This window comes from Pseudomonas sp. YL2 (genome assembly GCF_023063025.1).
GTDB lineage: Bacteria > Pseudomonadota > Gammaproteobacteria > Pseudomonadales > Pseudomonadaceae > Aquipseudomonas > Aquipseudomonas putida_A.
On the sequence record NZ_JAJSLU010000029.1, the window covers coordinates 20,130 to 37,043 of the forward strand.

Below are 16,914 nucleotides of genomic sequence, written 5' to 3' on the forward strand. Positions count from 1 at the left end.
TAGCTTGCCCTGACCACTTCGGAGGGCAAGACTTGACCATCAAAAACGCTTTAACACTCAGCACCTGCGCATGGCTTTTATCCGGCTGCGGCACCGCCGCCTCGGTCCTGCAAATGGACGCTGACGTCGCCCGCGACATGCGCAAACAGAAAACCTACTGCCAATCGATTCCACGGATCTACAGCGGTCTGGCGTTCGACTTCTGTGTGCTCCACGCGCCCCCTGACCCCTCCGGCGTCCTGGTGCCATTCGTGTTGCTGGACCTGCCATTGTCCGGGGTGCTGGATACGGTGGTGTTGCCGTATAAGATTTATCAACAGGTCGTGGATGGCAATATCGGCATCTATTGGCGAACAGATCGCGGGTAACTTTTTTGCAATTTTCTCTGTTTGAAAACCAGAGCGAGTCGCAAGCGATTGTTGAAGCGGCAGCGCTCTTGTATCCGTCCGGGAGATACAGCGACTACATCGTCTATGTTGATGAAAGCGGTGATCAAGGGATGCAGAAGCTGGATCCCTATTACCCTATATTCGTGCTTGCTTTTTGCGTCTTTCAAAAAAGGCATTACTGCGAAAAGGTCATTCCGGCTGTCCAGAAATTCAAGTTCAACCATATGGGGCACGATCTGATCGTGCTGCATGAGCTGGAGATTCGAAAAGAAAAAGGAGCGTTCTCCAGCCTGTTCACTTCGAGAGTGCACAAGCATGCCTTTCTCGACGAATTGACCTGCATTATCGAGGCCATCAATTTTGTCCTGATCAGTTGCGTTATCGACAAGGCCTTGCTGCGCGAAAAGCAGGCATCTGCGGACAACCCCTACCACTTGGCTCTCGGCTTCTGTCTGGAAACGCTGCATGAGTTTTTGCAGGAAAAGCATCAACATAAAGTGTTAACGCATGTGATTTTCGAGCGGCGAGGCAAGCGGGAGGATAACGAGCTTGAGCTGGAGTTTCGCAGGGTTTGTGGCGGGTCTAACCGATTGGGGGTTCAACTGCCGTTTGACATCGTCTTCGCCACAAAACAAGTCAATTCCACCGGATTGCAGCTGGCTGATCTTGTTGCAAGGCCGATCGGCATGAGTGTTTTGAGGGCGGGTCAGGAAAATCGCGCGTTTGATGTGCTCAGGCGCAAGTTCTATTGCAGCGGTGGGCGGAATAAAGTTGGGAAAGGTTTCGAGAATTGGGGGTTGAAGGTTTTCCCTCCCCCAGAAAGCGAAAAGCCCCGGTGATCTCACCGAGGCATTAGCGCCGACCGGGATCCCCCAGCCCATTTGCACGGAAGTCTATGTTGAGAGGCTCGGGAGTGTCAACGCAAAGGCCGGCCAGTTCCGCTAGAGGCTTGTCGGCGCTTTTACGCTATAATCCCGCCCTTTAGCTGTCTCTCGCCCGGTGCGAGGGCACATCAATTTTCGAGGCGCATCGCGCCTGAATGCAGACTAAAGAGGCTAGACCCTGTGGCATTGACGATTCTTGGCCTGTCCGGCGCCCTTAGCCATGACCCTTCAGCCGCCTTGTACATCGACGGCAAGCTGGTGGCGGCGGCTGAAGAAGAGCGCTTCGTCCGCGATAAGCATGCAAAGAACCGCATGCCCTACGAATCGGCGAAGTTCTGCCTGGAACAGGCCGGTATCAAGCCGTCCGACGTTGACGTGGTGGCGATTCCGTTCGCCCCGATCAGCCTGTTCGGCAAGGCCCGCTGGCACTATGCCAAGCGTTACTGGTACGCACCGGATCGCGCCCTCGATGCGATCCTGATGGGCAACCGTCGCTACAAGCGCTATCGCAACAAGATCGTCTGGTGCCTGGAGCAGCTGGGTTTTGATCCGAAGAAGATCAAGATCGAGCCGGTCGAGCACCACCTCGCTCACGCCTCCAGCGCCTACCACTGCTCGGGTTTCAAAGAGAAAACCGCGATCCTCGGCATCGACGGCAAGGGCGAGTACGCCACGACTTTCTTCGGTTATGGCGAAAACGGCAAGATCCACAAGATCAAGGAATTCTTCGATCCGGACTCCCTCGGCGGCCTGTACGGCGCGATCACCGAGTTCCTCGGTTTCGAGATGCTCGACGGCGAGTTCAAGGTCATGGGCATGGCGCCGTACGGCGACGCCAGCAAATACGATTTCTCGCGTCTGGCCTCGTTCGAGAACGGCGAGCTGGTGATCAACACCGACTACGCCAACGTGATCGGCCTGCGTCGCTACAAAGAGAAGGGCAAAGGCTTCTACTTCTCGCCGAAGCTGATCGAGTGGCTGGGTCCGAAGCGTGAAGGTGATATTGCCGACGAACCGTACATCCACTACGCCGCGAGCATGCAAGCGCTGTTCGAGAAACTGGCGTTGCAGATGATCGACTACTACCTGGGCGACGTGCTCAAGGAAACCGGCAAGCTGGCCTTCGCCGGTGGCTGTGCGTTGAACGTCAAGCTGAACCAGAAAATCATCGCCCGCGATGACATCAAGGAACTGTTCGTGCAACCGGCGTCCGGCGATGCCGGTACCGCGGTCGGCGCAGCAGCCTATGTGTCCCACGCCCGTGGCGTGCCGGTCGAGAAGATGGAACACGTCTACCTCGGCCCGTCGTACAGCAACGAAGACGTGATCGCCGCGTGCGCCCGTCACGAGAACAAGCCGACCTGGCGCAAGCTCGACAACATGCCGGAGCAGATCGCCAAGATCATGGTCGATGGCAACCCGGTGGCCTGGTTCCAGGGCCGCATGGAATTCGGTCCGCGTGCGCTCGGTGGTCGTTCGATCATCGGTTGCCCGAGCGTGGCCGGTGTGGCTGACCGGATCAACCACCAGATCAAGTTCCGCGAGCGCTGGAGGCCTTTCTGCCCGTCGATGCTCGACACCGTTGCACCGCAGATGATCAAGATCGATCACCCGGCGCCGTTCATGACCTTCACTTTCGAAGTGGCGGAAGAGTGGAAGACCCGCGTGCCGGAAGTCGTCCACGAAGACGGCACTTCCCGTGCCCAGGTCCTCAAGCGCGAATACAACCCGCGCTACTACGACATGATGAAGGCGCTGGAAAACCTCACCGGCAACGGCGTGTCGCTGAACACCTCGCTGAACCGTCGTGGTGAGCCGATGATCTGCTCGCCGACCGACGCCCTGAACATGTTCTTCGGCTCCGATCTGCAGTACCTGATCATGGAAGACATTCTGGTGGTCAAAGAGGGCGCAAACGCTTATGACTCGCTCGGCTGAACGCCATGTGCTGCAGTTCTGTCACGGCTATGACGGGCCGTTCCTCGACTGCGCACGGCAGTACGCCAGCCTGTTCGCGGGCACCGGTTATCGGGTGACCACGGTCTTTCTGACCGGGGCCGCCGATAGCGAGGTGGCCGCAGCGTGTGCTTCCGATGAAGTGTTGTTCATGGAATACAGCTCCAAGGCCATTCGTGGCCTGAAGCTGGGCGCCATCGGCGATCTGCGCAAGATCGCCGCTTCACGCAATTTCAGTTTCTGCATCGCCCATCGCTTCAAGCCGATCTACATCGCCTTGCTCGGCACGTCGCTGCCGGTGATTGGCGTGCACCACGCGTTTGACGATTACAAACGCGGCACGCGCAAGCTGTTCGCGCACATTTTCCGCAAGCGTTTGAGTCTGCTCGGCGTCTCCGATGCCGTGCGCGACGACATGCGGCGCTGCCTGCCGAAATGGCCGTCCACTCGCATCCAGACCTTGTACAACCGCATCGATGTGCCGGCCTTGCAGGCCAGTCAGGTGTCGGCCCGCGAGGCCCGCGAGACCCTGGGTCTGGCGGCGGATGCGTTCATTGTCGGCAACGTCGGACGGCTGCACCCGGACAAGGATCAGGCCACCTTGCTGCACGGTTTTGCCGCGGCGTTACCCGGTCTGCCGGGCAACAGTCAGCTGGTGATTCTCGGCAAGGGCCGTCTGGAACAGGATCTCAAGGAGCTGGCCCGGGAGCTGGGCATCGGCGATCGTGTGCTGTTTCTCGGCCAGGTGCCGGACGCGCGCAATTACTTCCGCGCCTTCGATGTGTTTGCCCTGAGCTCCGATCACGAACCGTTCGGCATGGTGCTGCTCGAAGCCATGGCCGCTGGCGTGCCGTTGCTCGCCACGGCCTGTGGCGGGGCCAAGGAAGTGGTCGAAGGTGTGGGGATTCTGTTCCCGCTGGGCGATGCCGAACACCTTGCACAAGGCCTGCAACATTTGGCCGGTATGGATGATCAGCAACGCCGGCAGTGCGCCGAGCTGATGCTCGATCGCCTGCGTGAGCGTTTCTCCGACCGTGCGGTGCGCGACACCTTCTGGCGTCTGCCGCAAGTTACCGATCTGGCACCGAGGGGCTGATGCTCAACCGATTTCAAGGCTGGCGCGAACGTGGCTGGTCGCCCGTTGACGCCTCCACCTATGCCACCGTCTGGCAGCGATTTGGCGGCAGCGTCGCGACGCATCCTTTGGTAGTCGAGCGTCTGGCTGATCTGGCCGGCATCCCGGTGCGCTATCTGGCCTGGGAGCAGGACGGTGAAGTCAAAGCGGCAATCCCGACCTGGGGCCGCGACCTGGCCCTGTCCAAGGACGTGCTTAAGCGCAACGGCAAGAAAGGTCTGTTCGACCTCGGCAATGCCGAGCTGATCCTGCCGGCCGCGGTCGATGCCCAGGCACCCCTGCGCCATCGCGCACGCTATCTGTCGGCGCTCAACGAAAACCGCTTCAGCGGCCTCAAGTTGCAGACCGAACAATTGGCCATGGCCCGCACCCCCGAAGAACTGTCGAAGAAGTTCCGCTACAACCAGCGCCGCGAACTGCGCCTGCTGGAGGAGGCGGGTGGCGTGGTGCGTCCGGTTGCCGAGTTCTCCAGTGCCGAACTGGCGGCGATCTACTGTGATCTGTTCCAGCGCCGCTGGGGCTTCCCGGCCACCGGCGCGGCGCGCATGGCCGAAGTCATCGAGCTGCTGCGCGAACTGCTGATTGGCTCGGTGATTTTTCTCAACGATGCGCCGATCGCCATTCAACTGGTGTACCGCGTCGAAGCGCCGGAGTGGATCAGCGTCGAGTACATCAACGGCGGCGTCGATCCCGAAACCCGCGAATTCAGCCCCGGCAGCGTGTTGAGCTTCCTCAATACGCAAAGCGCCTGGGAACACGCGCGCGCCCTGAACAAGCCGCTGCGGTTTTCCTTCGGTCGCGCCGACCGTGAATACAAGGATCGCTGGTGCAATCCTGTGCCGGTGTTCACCGTATGAGTCAGCCCATGAGCCGCAAACAGCAACTGCTCAAGCGTCATCGTCGCAATAAACGCATTACCTTGCTGATCGCCCTGATCGTGTTGATCGCGCTCGGTGTGCTGGTCGCGTGGTGGTTGCCGCTGGTGCTCGCGGTGGTTGGCTGGGTCGCCCATGAAGCGTGGTTTGCCGATCACCTGTTCTATTCGCCGAAAGACGATTACCAGTACAGCTTTCCGCCGTTTACACCGCAGCCGAAGGTGCATTTGAGCGGCGAGCAATTGCGTCTGGATGAAGGCGTGATGCTGGTCGACGAAGCGACGTTGATCCTCGCGGTAAAGGTTAAAAGCACCTGGCTGGGACGGTTCTTTGATCCGCGCGTCGAACTGCTCGGCGGGACGCATCCGGATTCGCAAACCTTCGAGCGCGGGGTCAATGGCCTGCGTTATCTGAATCTGAGCGGTCAGGCGCAAGCTCTGGCGCAAGGCCAGTTGCGCTTGCGCGGGCGCTTCTGCCGGGTCTCCGGCGAGCCGGTGCTGTGGGCACTGGAGCAACCGGACTATCGCCGTCAGCGGGTGATGGTGATCGCCCCGCACGCCGACGATGCCGAGCTGGCCGCCTATGGCTTGTACAGCCAGGCCGACGAAGCCTGGATCGTCACCCTGACCGCTGGCGAGATCGAAGCCGAACATTATCAGCAGATGGGCATGAGCAAGGTCGAGGCCGCGCGGCTCAAGGGCCGTCTGCGTGCCTGGGACAGCCTCGCCGTGCCGCGTTGGGCCGGTGTGCCGCAGGAACACTGCGTGCAACTCGGTTACTTTTGCCTGCAACTGGCGGCGATGCAGGCTGCGCCGAATCAGGCGGTGGGCTCGCGCGAAGCCGACCTGAACGACACGCGCCTGTTTCGTCAGTTGAATCCGTTCACTCTGCCGGGCGATGCCGACGGCGCGCCGACTTGGAACAACCTGCTGGCCGACTTGCGTGAAGTGCTGTTGCGCGCGCGTCCTGACGTGATCGTGCTGCCGCATCCGACCCTCGATCCGCACCCTGACCATATCTGCGCCCAGCAAGCGGTTTTGCAGGCGCTCCAAGGCCTCGACTGGCAGCCGACGCTGCTCGGTTACGCCAACCACTTGCACGACAACGACCGCTGGCCGATGGGCAACACCGGGCAGGGCATTGCCTTGCCGCCGTCCTTCGATTCGGCGGTGCCGATGCAGCCGCTGTGCCTGCCGCTGTCCATCGAGTTGCAACGGGACAAGGCCATGGCGCTGGGCATGATGCATGACCTGCAGCCGCCGGCACCGTTCAAGCGTCGCCTGCGCCGGGTTATCCAGCGTGTGCTCGCCGGGCGGGCTGGGTCGGTGTACGGCGAAAACGAATTTTTTCGAAAAGCAGTCAGGCGCCAGGAGTTGTTCTGGCTACTGAAGCACGGTGAGACAGGCGTCCAGCGGGGAGAGTCATGAGTCAACGGTTCAAGGTGTTGCAGGTGCAACCCGACTACAACGTCAAAGCCCATGACTTTGCCGACCTCGCCGAGCAGATCGTCAAGGCGCTGCCGAGCGATCGCTATGAGATCACCGCGGCTTTCCTGCGCGGCAAACCGGGGCCGGGCGAGCCGGTAAGCCGGGCCGACCATTCGGTGTACTTCGAGTTTTCCGACAAGTCGCTCAAGGGCATGCGCCTGCGGGCGATGTGGCAGTTGTACAAGTTCTGCCGCCGGGAAAAGTTCGACGTGGTGATCTGCAACCGCTTCAAACCGGTGAACATGATGCTGGCGCTCAACCGCTGGTTGAAGGTGCCGCTGTGCATTGGTATCTCCCACGGTTTCGGCGAGTACGATCGCTTTTACCGGCGTCGTCAGACCCAGCGTCTGATTGATCGGCACTGGCGCTTCGTCGGTGTGTCGCCAGCGGTCAAACAGTACCTGCTCGATTGCGATTGCGGCTTCACCGACCAGAACACCTACGCCATCACCAATGCCATCGACATCGAGCAGGCCGAGGGCTTGCAGCACAGCCGCGAAAAAGCTCGCGAGTTGTTGGGCCTCGATCCGAATGTGCGTTTGATCGGCGCACTGGGGCGGCTGGTGTCGGTCAAGGGCCACACCTATCTGCTGCAAGCCTTTGCCGCATTGAAGGACAAATACCCGAACACCCAGTTGGCGATCATCGGTGCCGGGCGCCTGCAGGCACCGCTGGCGGCCGAGATCGAGCAACTGGGCCTGAGCGGTCGCGCGCACCTGCTGGGCTTCAAGGAAAACGCTCTGCAATACGTGCGTGCGTTCGACATCTGGACCATGCCGTCGCTGGCCGAAGGCCTGGGCCTGGCCTTGCTCGAAGGCATGAGCGGCCATTTGCCGGTGATCGCTTCGAACGTGCCGGCAATGTTGCCGCTGATCGAAGGTGCCGGTGGTCTGGCGATCACGCCCAAGGACGTGCCGAGTCTGGTCGCCGCGCTGGATAACTATCTGGCGCTGTCGGACGACGAGCTCAAGGCCAAGGGCGAACAGGCCTACCGTTATCTGCAGGAACAACACGACATCGAGGTGTTCCGTCAGGAATATCTGGACCTGATCGATTCCGGCCTGGAGCAGGCCCGCAAGGAGCAGCCGTGAGCGAAGAACAAGTCATGAGCGAAGCCAACGCCCTCGTCACCGTGATCATCGCCTCGTACAACCACGGCCCGTACATTGAGGAAAGCATCCTCAGTGTCCTCAACCAGAGCTACAAGAACATCGAGTTGCTGGTGGTCGATGACGGTTCGAAGGACGACAGCGTCGAGCGCATCAGCGCGTTGCAGGCGCAGTACGGCTTCGATTTCCGTGTGCAGCAGAATCAGGGCCTGACCAATACCCTCAACGGCGCTATCGCCCGTTCGAAGGGCAGCCTGATTGTGCCGTTCGGCTCCGACGACATCATGTACCCCGAACGTATTGCCACCCAGGTGGCGTACATGGACGGCAAGCCTGAAGTCGGGATCTGTGCCGGCAATATCGAGCTGATGCACGCCGACGGCAGCCTGTATCCAGAGAAACGTCAGCGCCGCGACGTGCCGTTTCGTCGCCTCGATTTCGACGACATGTTTCTTGAACGCAAGCCGTATCCACCGGCACCGACGTTGATGATCCGTCGTGAGGCGCTGGAAAAGGTGGGAGGGTTCGATCCGACGATTCGTCTTGAAGACCTGTACATTGAGCTCAAGGTGACCCGGGCTGGCTACTTCATCGACGGTTTGAACGTGGTGATGGCGCGCTACCGCAAGCACGCCACCAACTCGTACAAGAATCATCGCTTCATGATCGAGAACATCCTGCGCACCTATGCGCTGTTCAGCGATCATCCGCTGTACGATGAAGTGCGCTTCAAGGCGCTGAACTCGATGTTCCTCAAGACCGCCAACCGCAATCGCAAGCTGGCAAGGGAGTTGCTGGCGCAGATCCCGTTCAAGGCCTGGAACAAGAAGACCTGGCGCGGACTGGGGCGTTTACTCTTTTCCCCGCTGGAAAAGGACTGAGGCAGCGGTCGCTCGCGCTCAGCGGGCGACCTTCTCCGGCAAGCGCTTTTCGCCCTTCTGACGCTGGCGCAGCCAATGCACAACCTTCTTGCCGGCAGCCATGCCCGGCTGCTCGATATAGAGGAACGTCGCGCTGCTGATCAGAATCAGCAAGCAGGTGCAGACGGCCACCAGGGGCAGGTACACCGCCGTTTCCCGCGCATCGATATTCAGCAATAGCGGCAGCCGTTGCACCATCAGCCATAGAACGAACCCGTGCAGCAGATAGGTGCTGTAGCTGATTTCGCCGAGCCAGCGAATGCTGCGTGGTTTCAGCGCGCCGAACAGATTATTGCCGGACGCCACGATCACGAAAAACAGTCCCAGCAGAAACAGCGGTGCAGTCTTGAATGCACGACTGAACGCGGTGAACGCAATCACCAGCGCGAGCACGGCGATGATGCTTGCCAGTCGTGACTGGCTCCATGCCACGAGCGCCGGTCGGCGAATCCAGTAGGCGGCGGCGATGCCACCGAGGAAGCTCGCCAGAAAGTGTTTCTTCAGCGAATGTTCCCAGCCGATGACCTGGTACAGCGTGTAGATGCCGATCAGGCACAGCACCACCTGCAACCAGCTGCCGCGGTAGATGAACACCAGCCCGGCCAATGGCAGCGCCATGTAGAAAAACACCTCATAGGCCAGCGTCCAGGTGACGTTGGATATCAGCATGCCGGAGTGGCGGTACTGGTTGATGTCCGGGCGGTCGAACGTCAGCCAGGCGAGGATCTGCTTGAACAGCTCCAGGCCAGGCTCCTTCATTTGCCAGTCCTGCAAGTGGAAGATCGAGACGAACACCAGCAGCATCAGCGGCAGATAAAGCGGATACAGGCGAAATACCCGTGACACGCCGAAGGCCAGCCAGTCATGGTTGCGTCCCTGCGCGAGCAGGCGGCTCCAGAACAGAAAACCGGTGATCATGAAGAACAGCGCGACGCTGCCTTGACCCAGCATCGAATAGAAGTTGCTCGGCGGAAAGTCGATCACCCCGGTGCGCAAGAAGATCCAGGTAATGACCGAGTGGTGCACGAACACACCAAACGCCAGATAGCCACGCAGGCCGTCGATGCTGGGATATCGACTTTCGCCGGAATGCTGCAGGTGCCGAGCGATTTTCGGCACCGCACGCAACAGCAGGGCGGAAGTGACGATGGCCAGCAGATAGGCTGCCAGCGCGATAAGCGGATTGGTTTCGATCATCAATGAACCCGAGCCGGGGTGTTGCCGGCCAGCACTTGCCTGTGCAGATTTTCAACCGCGGATTTAGACGCCGTCATGGCGTACCCCTGGAGCAACGCATCGAGGTGATCCTCGAACAGCCAGCGTTTGTCGACAGTGTAACGTTGCATATGACGCAAATTGCGTTGGCGCAGGGAAAGACTGAGCGGGGTAGGGTAGATGCGCAGGTCGGCCAGATCGATCAAGCCGAACTCGCCGTCTTCCAGTACCAGTACGTTGCCCAGGTGCAGCGAGCGGAAATAAACGCCTTTCTCGTGCAGTTGCGCCATGAATTTGCCAAAGCGCTCCACCAGCGCCTGGCGCACCGCAGGAGCGGTAATGCTCTGCAGCACCTGACGCAGCGTGTGCCCCGGCAACGGCGCGTAATGCACAGCGCTGCTGCCATCGTCGAGACGGTACAGATTCAATATTTGCGGGGTCGGGATGCCCATCTTACGCAGTTGTTCGCTGTTGACCGCGAAACGTTCGGAGTAGGGATTGAAGCTGCCGGAGGTGTACCAGCGGCGACGGCGGAACAGCTTGAGGAAACTGCCGTCGGTCAGGCGCAGGACTTTCGGGCCGAGGCCATCTTCTTCAATGATCTGGGCCGTGCTGCTCATGTGCTCCAGGTCAGCGGTCGCAAGCTTTTGCACCGGCTGGGTCAACAGGCGCCGCGCGCGTTGATTGATGCTCAGTGCCGCGATCAGTGCCAGCGGAATCCACAACAGGAACCAGTGCTCCTTGGGCCGCGAAATGATCCCGCCGCCTTCGGTCAGCCCGGCGCCGATACCGAATACCAGCCAGGTCGAGGCTATGATCAGCAGTGGCTGCACACGCTGGCGCCAACTGCTCAGCAGGCCCCACAGCAGGAAGAACAGCCAGGGCAGCAAGCCGATGATGCCGACGTAATACAGCACACCCAGGATAAAGCTGTGCGGCTCCTGAAAGCTGATGCCGTTACCGGGGTCTACGGCAAGGCTGGCGCTGTAGCCATGACCGATCCATGGATGATCGGCAATCATGTGCAGTACCTTCTGCCAGATTTCCAGACGATAGGAGTCGCCACGTTCGGTGATCATCTGCGAAAACTGCGTAATGACTGCTACGCCGCTCAGGACCAGCGCGATCAGTAACCCCACCGAGCGCTTGTTCCAGCAGATGAAACACAGCCACAGCGCCGCCATGGTCAGTGCCACCAACGGCGTCCGGGAACCGGTGCCGATCACGGCCATGAACATGATTGCCATCGCCGGCAAGCTGAGCCACATCATCTGGCGACGTTTGCAGGTCATGGTCACGCTCAGCCAGTAGGCACTGAAGAAGCCGAACAGGTGCGAGCTGAGCAACGGGTTATCGAAGGCACCTCCGCCGATCAGGCGCATGCCCGGCTCATAAACCCGGGCGAACATGAACAGGAAAATGGTCGTGGCAATCAGCGCGACCAACGCGGCGCCGAACAGCAAGGGTTGCAGGATGTCGCTGCGGTAGCGCACCAGCAGGTAGCAGCCGGCAAACAGCAGCAAGGTATGCAGTGGCGGCTTGAACATTCCGCCGAGCGGCTCCCCGCCCGGCCCCCAGGCGAGGCTGAGCAACGCCCAGGCGGCGAACAGCAGGGCCGCGATGAAAATCGGCTCGCGCAGCAGCTCCTTGAGTTCGCGCGGGCGCAGGCACAGCGCGATCAGTGTCGGAATGCTGAACAGGCCATAGAACAACTTGTGATGCAGACTTCGACCCGGCAAGAAGAACAGCGCGCACAGGAGCAGGAAATAACCGGTGGGAAGAATCCACAGGCTAATGAAATCGAAAATCCGATTGGACGTACTGCTGAAGCCGCGAAGTTGCATGCTGTGAGATTCATTCCTGAGGTTGATCGACCATTCGAGTGATGGCTATTTGATGCAGAAGAGGTGCATAACAATAACAGCCTTTCGCCGATTGCCAGAACCCTGAAGAAGCTGTGCTAAAGTCAGCGTCCTTTTTATCGACTTTCGCGTGATATGACCGATTCCAGTCCCGCCGCAAGCCCATCGAGCTTGAAAATCTACTTCCGCCTGCTCGGCTATGTCCGGCCGTACATCAGTCTGTTCCTGATCAGCATCGTCGGCTTTCTGATTTTCGCCTCGACGCAACCGATGCTTGGCTACATCCTCAAGTACTTTGTCGATGGCCTGTCCAACCCTGAAGCGGTGCTGTTTCCCTCCGTGCCCTACCTGCGTGACCTGCAACTGTTGCAGGCCGTACCGCTGCTGATCATCCTGATCGCCGCGTGGCAGGGGCTGGGCTCCTATCTGGGCAACTATTTCCTGGCCAAGGTTTCCCTGGGGCTGGTGCATGACTTGCGTGTGCAGTTGTTCAACAACCTGTTGGTGCTGCCTAACCGCTATTTCGACAAGCATAACTCCGGTCATCTGATTTCGCGTATCACCTTCAACGTGACGATGGTCACGGGGGCGGCAACAGATGCGATCAAGGTCGTAATCCGTGAAGGCATGACGGTGATCTTCCTGTTTGCCTCGCTGTTGTTCATGAACTGGAAGCTGACGCTGGTGATGGTGGCGATCCTGCCGCTGATCGCCGTAATGGTGCGCACCGCCAGCAAAAAATTCCGCAAGCAGAGCAAGAAGATCCAGCTGGCGATGGGCGATGTCACGCATGTGGCCTCGGAAACCATCCAGGGTTATCGCGTGGTTCGCAGCTTCGGCGGCGAGGCCTATGAAGAAAAGCGCTTCCTCGATGCCAGCCAGGGCAACACCGACAAGCAACTGCGCATGACTCGCACGGGTGCGATCTACACGCCGATGCTGCAACTGGTGATCTACACCGCCATGGCCGTGCTGATGTTCCTGGTGCTGTACCTGCGCGGTGACGCCTCGGCCGGTGACATGGTCGCCTACATCACGCTGGCGGGCCTGCTGCCCAAGCCGATCCGTCAATTGTCCGAAGTCAGCTCGACCATTCAGAAAGGCGTGGCCGGTGCCGAGAGCATTTTCGAGCAACTGGATGTCGAGCCGGAAGTCGATACCGGCACCGTCGAGCGCGATGCGGTGAGTGGCCGTCTGGACGTGCGCAACCTCAGCTTCACCTACCCTGGCACCGAACGCCAGGTGCTGGACGACATCAGCTTCTCGGTCCAGCCGGGGCAGATGGTCGCACTGGTCGGGCGTTCGGGCAGCGGCAAGTCGACGCTGGCCAACCTGATTCCGCGTTTCTATCACCACGACAAGGGCGAAATCCTCATCGACGATGTGGAAGTCGAACAGTACAAACTGCTCAACCTGCGTCGTCACATCGCTCAGGTGACTCAGCACGTCACTTTGTTCAGCGACACCGTGGCCAACAACATCGCTTATGGCGATCTGGCCGGTGCGCCGCGTGAAGACATTGAAAAAGCCGCGCGTGATGCCTACGCGATGGACTTCATTTCGCAGTTGCCGCAAGGCCTGGACACTCAGGTCGGCGAGAACGGCGTCTTGCTTTCCGGTGGCCAGCGCCAGCGTCTGGCGATTGCCCGTGCGTTGCTGAAGAATGCACCGCTGCTGATTCTCGACGAGGCCACCTCGGCACTCGACACTGAGTCCGAACGGCACATTCAGGCGGCACTGGATCAGGTGATGAAGGGGCGTACCACGCTGGTAATCGCTCACCGTCTGTCGACCATCGAGAAGGCCGACCTGATTCTGGTCATGGATCAGGGGCGCATCGTCGAGCGCGGCACCCACGACCAGTTGTTGGCGCAAAATGGTTACTACGCGCGCCTCAACGCCATGGGCCTCGATGCCCCGGCCGAAGATATCGCCTGATTCCAGGCCCTGTCCTGTGGGAGCGAGCCTGCTCGCTCCCACCGTCGTTTGTATCCAGACCTTTACCCTTCTTGACCAAACCGGAATAAATCCGGGCACCGCGCTTGTTAAGGTTCCTCAACGAACTCTGACTTCCATCGAGGGGGCCATCCCCGTCGCGCGGGTGCTTTCATGCTGCAACGCTATCTCTGGAAACTGCTGCCCAAGCCACAGCGGGCTTTTCTGCTCGGGCGCCTGTCGGTGGTCGATCGGCAGGTGGTGAACAAGTCGATGTCGGCCAACCTGACGTTTCCTCAGGCCTTCCAGCAGCGCTCCTGCCTGTTTATCCATGTTCCGAAATGCGCCGGCAGCAGCGTTTGCACGGCGCTGTTCGACGGCTGGCGACCCGGGCACTTGCCGCTGTATTGGTATGAAGAGCAGTTTCCCGAGCAGTTCGCCAACGCCTTCAAGTTCGCTTTTGTTCGCGACCCGCTGGAACGTGCCTATTCGGCCTACGCCTTTTTGCGTGGCAACGAGTTGAGCGCGCGTGACCATATGGCGCAACGGCTGGTGCGGCAGTACCGGGATTTCGACGCTTTTGTCGCGCGCTGGCTGCATCCGGAAACGATTGCCCGGCAATTGCACTTTGCCGCGCAGACCGACTTTCTGACGGACTCGCTGGGGCATCTGGCGCTGGACTTCATCGGTTATCAGGAACACCTGACGCGGGATTTTAGTCTGGTTTGCGAACAGTTGGGGCTGACTGGCGAGTTGCCTCACGTCAACGGCTCGCGGGAACGGCAATCGATGCCGGCGCGGGAGTTCTGTTCGGTGCGCACCCGGCGTCTGGTACGTCGGGTTTATCAGCGTGATTACGAGTTGCTCGGGTATGAATGAGTCCCTGTCACTTCCGCTACAGAAGCTCGCCATTCGGCCTTACGGTCTGGCGCTCTCGCACCTGGCCCGGGCAGCGCTCAAGGCACAACACCCACGCTGCCTGTGGTTGACCGGATTTTCCGGCGCCGGCAAGTCAACCCTGGCCAATGCCCTCGAACTGCACCTGCATGCGTCGGGTTTGCACACGTTTTTGCTCGATGGCGACAATGTGCGCAATGGCCTGTGCCGCGACCTGGGCATGAGCGATCTCTGCCGCCGGGAAAACATCCGGCGTATGGCCGAGGTGGCGCGGTTGATGGTCGACGCCGGGCTGATTGTGATCGTTGCGGCCATTTCGCCGTTCCGCGCCGAACGCGACGCCGCGCGCAGGCTGTTTGCCCAGGATGAGTTCATTGAAGTCCACGTCAGCACTTCGCTCGAAGTCTGCGCCCGTCGCGATCCGAAAGGTTTGTATCAGGCCGTACGGGAAGGGCGGATCACGCACTTTACGGGCGTGGACAGTCCTTACGAAGCGCCATTGGCAGCCGAGTGGCAAATCGACACCGAGGCGCTGGAATTGTCCGAAGCCTGTGGACAACTGGCGGCACTGGTGCTCAAAAAATAAGCAAAGTAACGGACTGTTTCATCCTGTTGCAGGCTGCACGCAAGCCTGCGCCAACCCTGTGTTAATATCGCGCCCCTGTTCATTTTGTATGTGGGTTGCTCCATGAAGTTGTCCATGCCGCGATTCGATCAAGCCCCAGTCTTGGTGGTCGGCGATGTCATGCTCGACCGTTACTGGCATGGTGGAACCTCACGGATTTCCCCTGAGGCACCGGTACCGGTCGTAAAAGTCGAGCAAATCGAAGACCGCCCGGGCGGTGCTGCCAACGTTGCCTTGAACATTGCCGCGCTGGGTGCGCCGGCGTCGCTGGTCGGTGTGACCGGCGACGACGAAGCCGCCGACAGCCTGAGCAACAGTCTCAAGGGTGCGGGCGTACGCGCGCTGTTCCAGCGCATCGCGCACCAGCCGACCATCGTCAAACTGCGGGTCATGAGCCGGCACCAGCAGTTGCTGCGTATCGACTTCGAAGAACCGTTTGCCACCGATGCGCTGGCCCTGGCCTCGCAGGTCGATGATCTGCTCGAAGGCATCAAGGTGCTGGTGCTGTCGGACTACGGCAAAGGCGCGCTGAAGAACCATCAGGCCTTGATTCAGGCGGCCCGGGCCAAAGGCATTCCGGTGCTGGCCGATCCCAAGGGCAAGGATTTTTCGATCTACCGTGGTGCGAGCCTGATCACGCCGAACCTCAGCGAATTCGAAGCCATCGTTGGCGGGTGCGCCGATGAGCACGAGCTGGTGAGCAAGGGCGCGGCCCTGATGCACGATCTCGAACTCGGCGCGCTGCTGGTCACCCGTGGTGAACACGGCATGACCTTGCTGCGCCCGGAGCATCCGGCGCTGCACTTGCCGGCCCGTGCCCGTGAAGTGTTCGATGTGACCGGTGCCGGCGACACGGTGATTTCCACCCTGGCGGCGGCGATCGCTGCCGGTGAAGAGCTGCCGCACGCGGTGGCGCTGGCCAATCTGGCGGCGGGCATCGTGGTCGGCAAACTCGGTACTGCGGCGATCAGCGCCCCGGAACTGCGCCGCGCGATTCAGCGTGAAGAAGGTTCGGAGCGTGGGGTGCTAGGTCTGGAACAGCTGGTGCTGGCAGTGGCCGATGCCCGAGCGCACAACGAGCGCATCGTCTTCACCAACGGCTGCTTCGACATTCTGCATGCCGGTCATGTGACCTACCTCGAGCAAGCGCGCGCCCAGGGCGACCGGCTGATCGTGGCAATCAACGATGACGCCTCGGTCAGCCGCCTGAAAGGGCCGGGTCGTCCGATCAACAGTGTCGACCGACGCATGGCGGTACTCGCCGGCCTCGGCGCGGTGGACTGGGTGATCAGCTTCCCCGAAGGCACCCCGGAAAACCTGCTGCGCGAGGTCAAGCCGGATGTGCTGGTCAAGGGCGGTGATTACGGTATCGACCAGGTTGTTGGTGCCGATATCGTCAAGGCTTACGGCGGCACGGTGAAAGTGCTGGGTCTGGTGGAAAACAGCTCGACGACGGCGATCGTGGAGAAAATCCGCGGTAACTGATTCAAGCTAAAAAGATCGCCGCCTGCGACAGCGCCTACATTGGAATGCGTTTCCCTGTAGGAGCTGCCGTGTTGTGGTCGAATTTTTTTAGACCATGATGTAGGAGCGGCGATTTAAGGAAGCATCATGGGATATCGGGT

Annotated in this window: 14 protein-coding genes; 12 read left to right on the forward strand and 2 right to left on the reverse strand. The window is 60.2% G+C overall.

Going from position 1 to position 16,914, the window contains the following annotated elements; genetic code table 11:
* The first annotated feature begins 32 nt into the window (after nt 1-32).
* From LVD08_RS27210 to LVD08_RS27245, 8 genes are all read left to right on the forward strand, one after another.
* Nucleotides 33-368, forward strand: coding sequence for a YceK/YidQ family lipoprotein (locus LVD08_RS27210; RefSeq protein WP_247269709.1), 336 nt, complete (start codon nt 33-35; stop codon nt 366-368).
* A gap of 5 nt (nt 369-373) precedes the next feature.
* Entirely contained in the window at nt 374-1,228 is an 855-nt protein-coding gene (locus LVD08_RS27215; protein WP_096794734.1) for a DUF3800 domain-containing protein, read from the forward strand.
* Nucleotides 1,229-1,453: 225 nt separating this feature from the next.
* Nucleotides 1,454-3,211, forward strand: a complete 1,758-nt coding sequence (locus LVD08_RS27220; RefSeq protein ID WP_007967355.1) for a carbamoyltransferase family protein — start codon at nt 1,454-1,456, stop codon at nt 3,209-3,211.
* Nucleotides 3,195-4,325, forward strand: coding sequence for a glycosyltransferase (locus tag LVD08_RS27225; protein WP_027611372.1), 1,131 nt, complete (start codon nt 3,195-3,197; stop codon nt 4,323-4,325). Before LVD08_RS27220 ends, LVD08_RS27225 begins: the two co-directional genes overlap by 17 nt.
* Nucleotides 4,325-5,221, forward strand: a complete 897-nt coding sequence (locus tag LVD08_RS27230; protein WP_098966896.1) for an antimicrobial resistance protein Mig-14 — start codon at nt 4,325-4,327, stop codon at nt 5,219-5,221. The genes LVD08_RS27225 and LVD08_RS27230 overlap by 1 nt, the downstream gene beginning before the upstream one ends.
* A gap of 8 nt (nt 5,222-5,229) precedes the next feature.
* Nucleotides 5,230-6,666: a PIG-L family deacetylase gene (locus LVD08_RS27235; RefSeq protein ID WP_247269710.1), complete on the forward strand. Its 1,437-nt coding sequence runs from the start codon at nt 5,230-5,232 to the stop codon at nt 6,664-6,666.
* Nucleotides 6,663-7,817 (forward strand): glycosyltransferase family 4 protein, encoded by a 1,155-nt coding sequence (locus LVD08_RS27240; protein WP_247269711.1) that lies wholly within the window; start codon nt 6,663-6,665, stop codon nt 7,815-7,817. The genes LVD08_RS27235 and LVD08_RS27240 overlap by 4 nt, the downstream gene beginning before the upstream one ends.
* Nucleotides 7,818-7,831: 14 nt before the next feature.
* Entirely contained in the window at nt 7,832-8,716 is an 885-nt protein-coding gene (locus LVD08_RS27245) for a glycosyltransferase (RefSeq protein WP_027611376.1), read from the forward strand.
* Between the two features lie 18 nt (nt 8,717-8,734).
* Here LVD08_RS27245 and LVD08_RS27250 read toward each other — a convergent pair whose 3' ends face one another.
* Both LVD08_RS27250 and LVD08_RS27255 read right to left on the reverse strand, forming a co-directional pair.
* A complete protein-coding gene (locus LVD08_RS27250) occupies nt 8,735-9,952 on the reverse strand; it encodes an acyltransferase family protein (protein WP_247269712.1) in 1,218 nt (405 codons plus the stop codon).
* Entirely contained in the window at nt 9,952-11,814 is a 1,863-nt protein-coding gene (locus LVD08_RS27255) for a bifunctional O-antigen ligase/aminoglycoside phosphotransferase family protein (protein WP_247269713.1), read from the reverse strand. Before LVD08_RS27255 ends, LVD08_RS27250 begins: the two co-directional genes overlap by 1 nt.
* Before the next feature lie 153 nt (nt 11,815-11,967).
* Between LVD08_RS27255 and msbA the strand changes: the two genes are divergently transcribed.
* The 4 genes from msbA (at nt 11,968) to hldE (ending at nt 16,774) form a co-directional block, all read left to right on the forward strand.
* A complete protein-coding gene (gene msbA, locus LVD08_RS27260) occupies nt 11,968-13,770 on the forward strand; it encodes a lipid A export permease/ATP-binding protein MsbA (protein ID WP_027611379.1) in 1,803 nt (600 codons plus the stop codon).
* A 171-nt stretch (nt 13,771-13,941) separates the two neighbouring features.
* Nucleotides 13,942-14,646, forward strand: coding sequence for a sulfotransferase family 2 domain-containing protein (locus tag LVD08_RS27265; RefSeq protein WP_247269714.1), 705 nt, complete (start codon nt 13,942-13,944; stop codon nt 14,644-14,646).
* Nucleotides 14,639-15,250 (forward strand): adenylyl-sulfate kinase, encoded by a 612-nt coding sequence (gene cysC, locus LVD08_RS27270; protein WP_247269715.1) that lies wholly within the window; start codon nt 14,639-14,641, stop codon nt 15,248-15,250. The genes LVD08_RS27265 and cysC overlap by 8 nt, the downstream gene beginning before the upstream one ends.
* A 102-nt stretch (nt 15,251-15,352) precedes the next feature.
* A complete protein-coding gene (hldE, locus tag LVD08_RS27275) occupies nt 15,353-16,774 on the forward strand; it encodes a bifunctional D-glycero-beta-D-manno-heptose-7-phosphate kinase/D-glycero-beta-D-manno-heptose 1-phosphate adenylyltransferase HldE (protein ID WP_103368225.1) in 1,422 nt (473 codons plus the stop codon).
* The last annotated feature ends 140 nt before the right edge of the window (nt 16,775-16,914 follow it).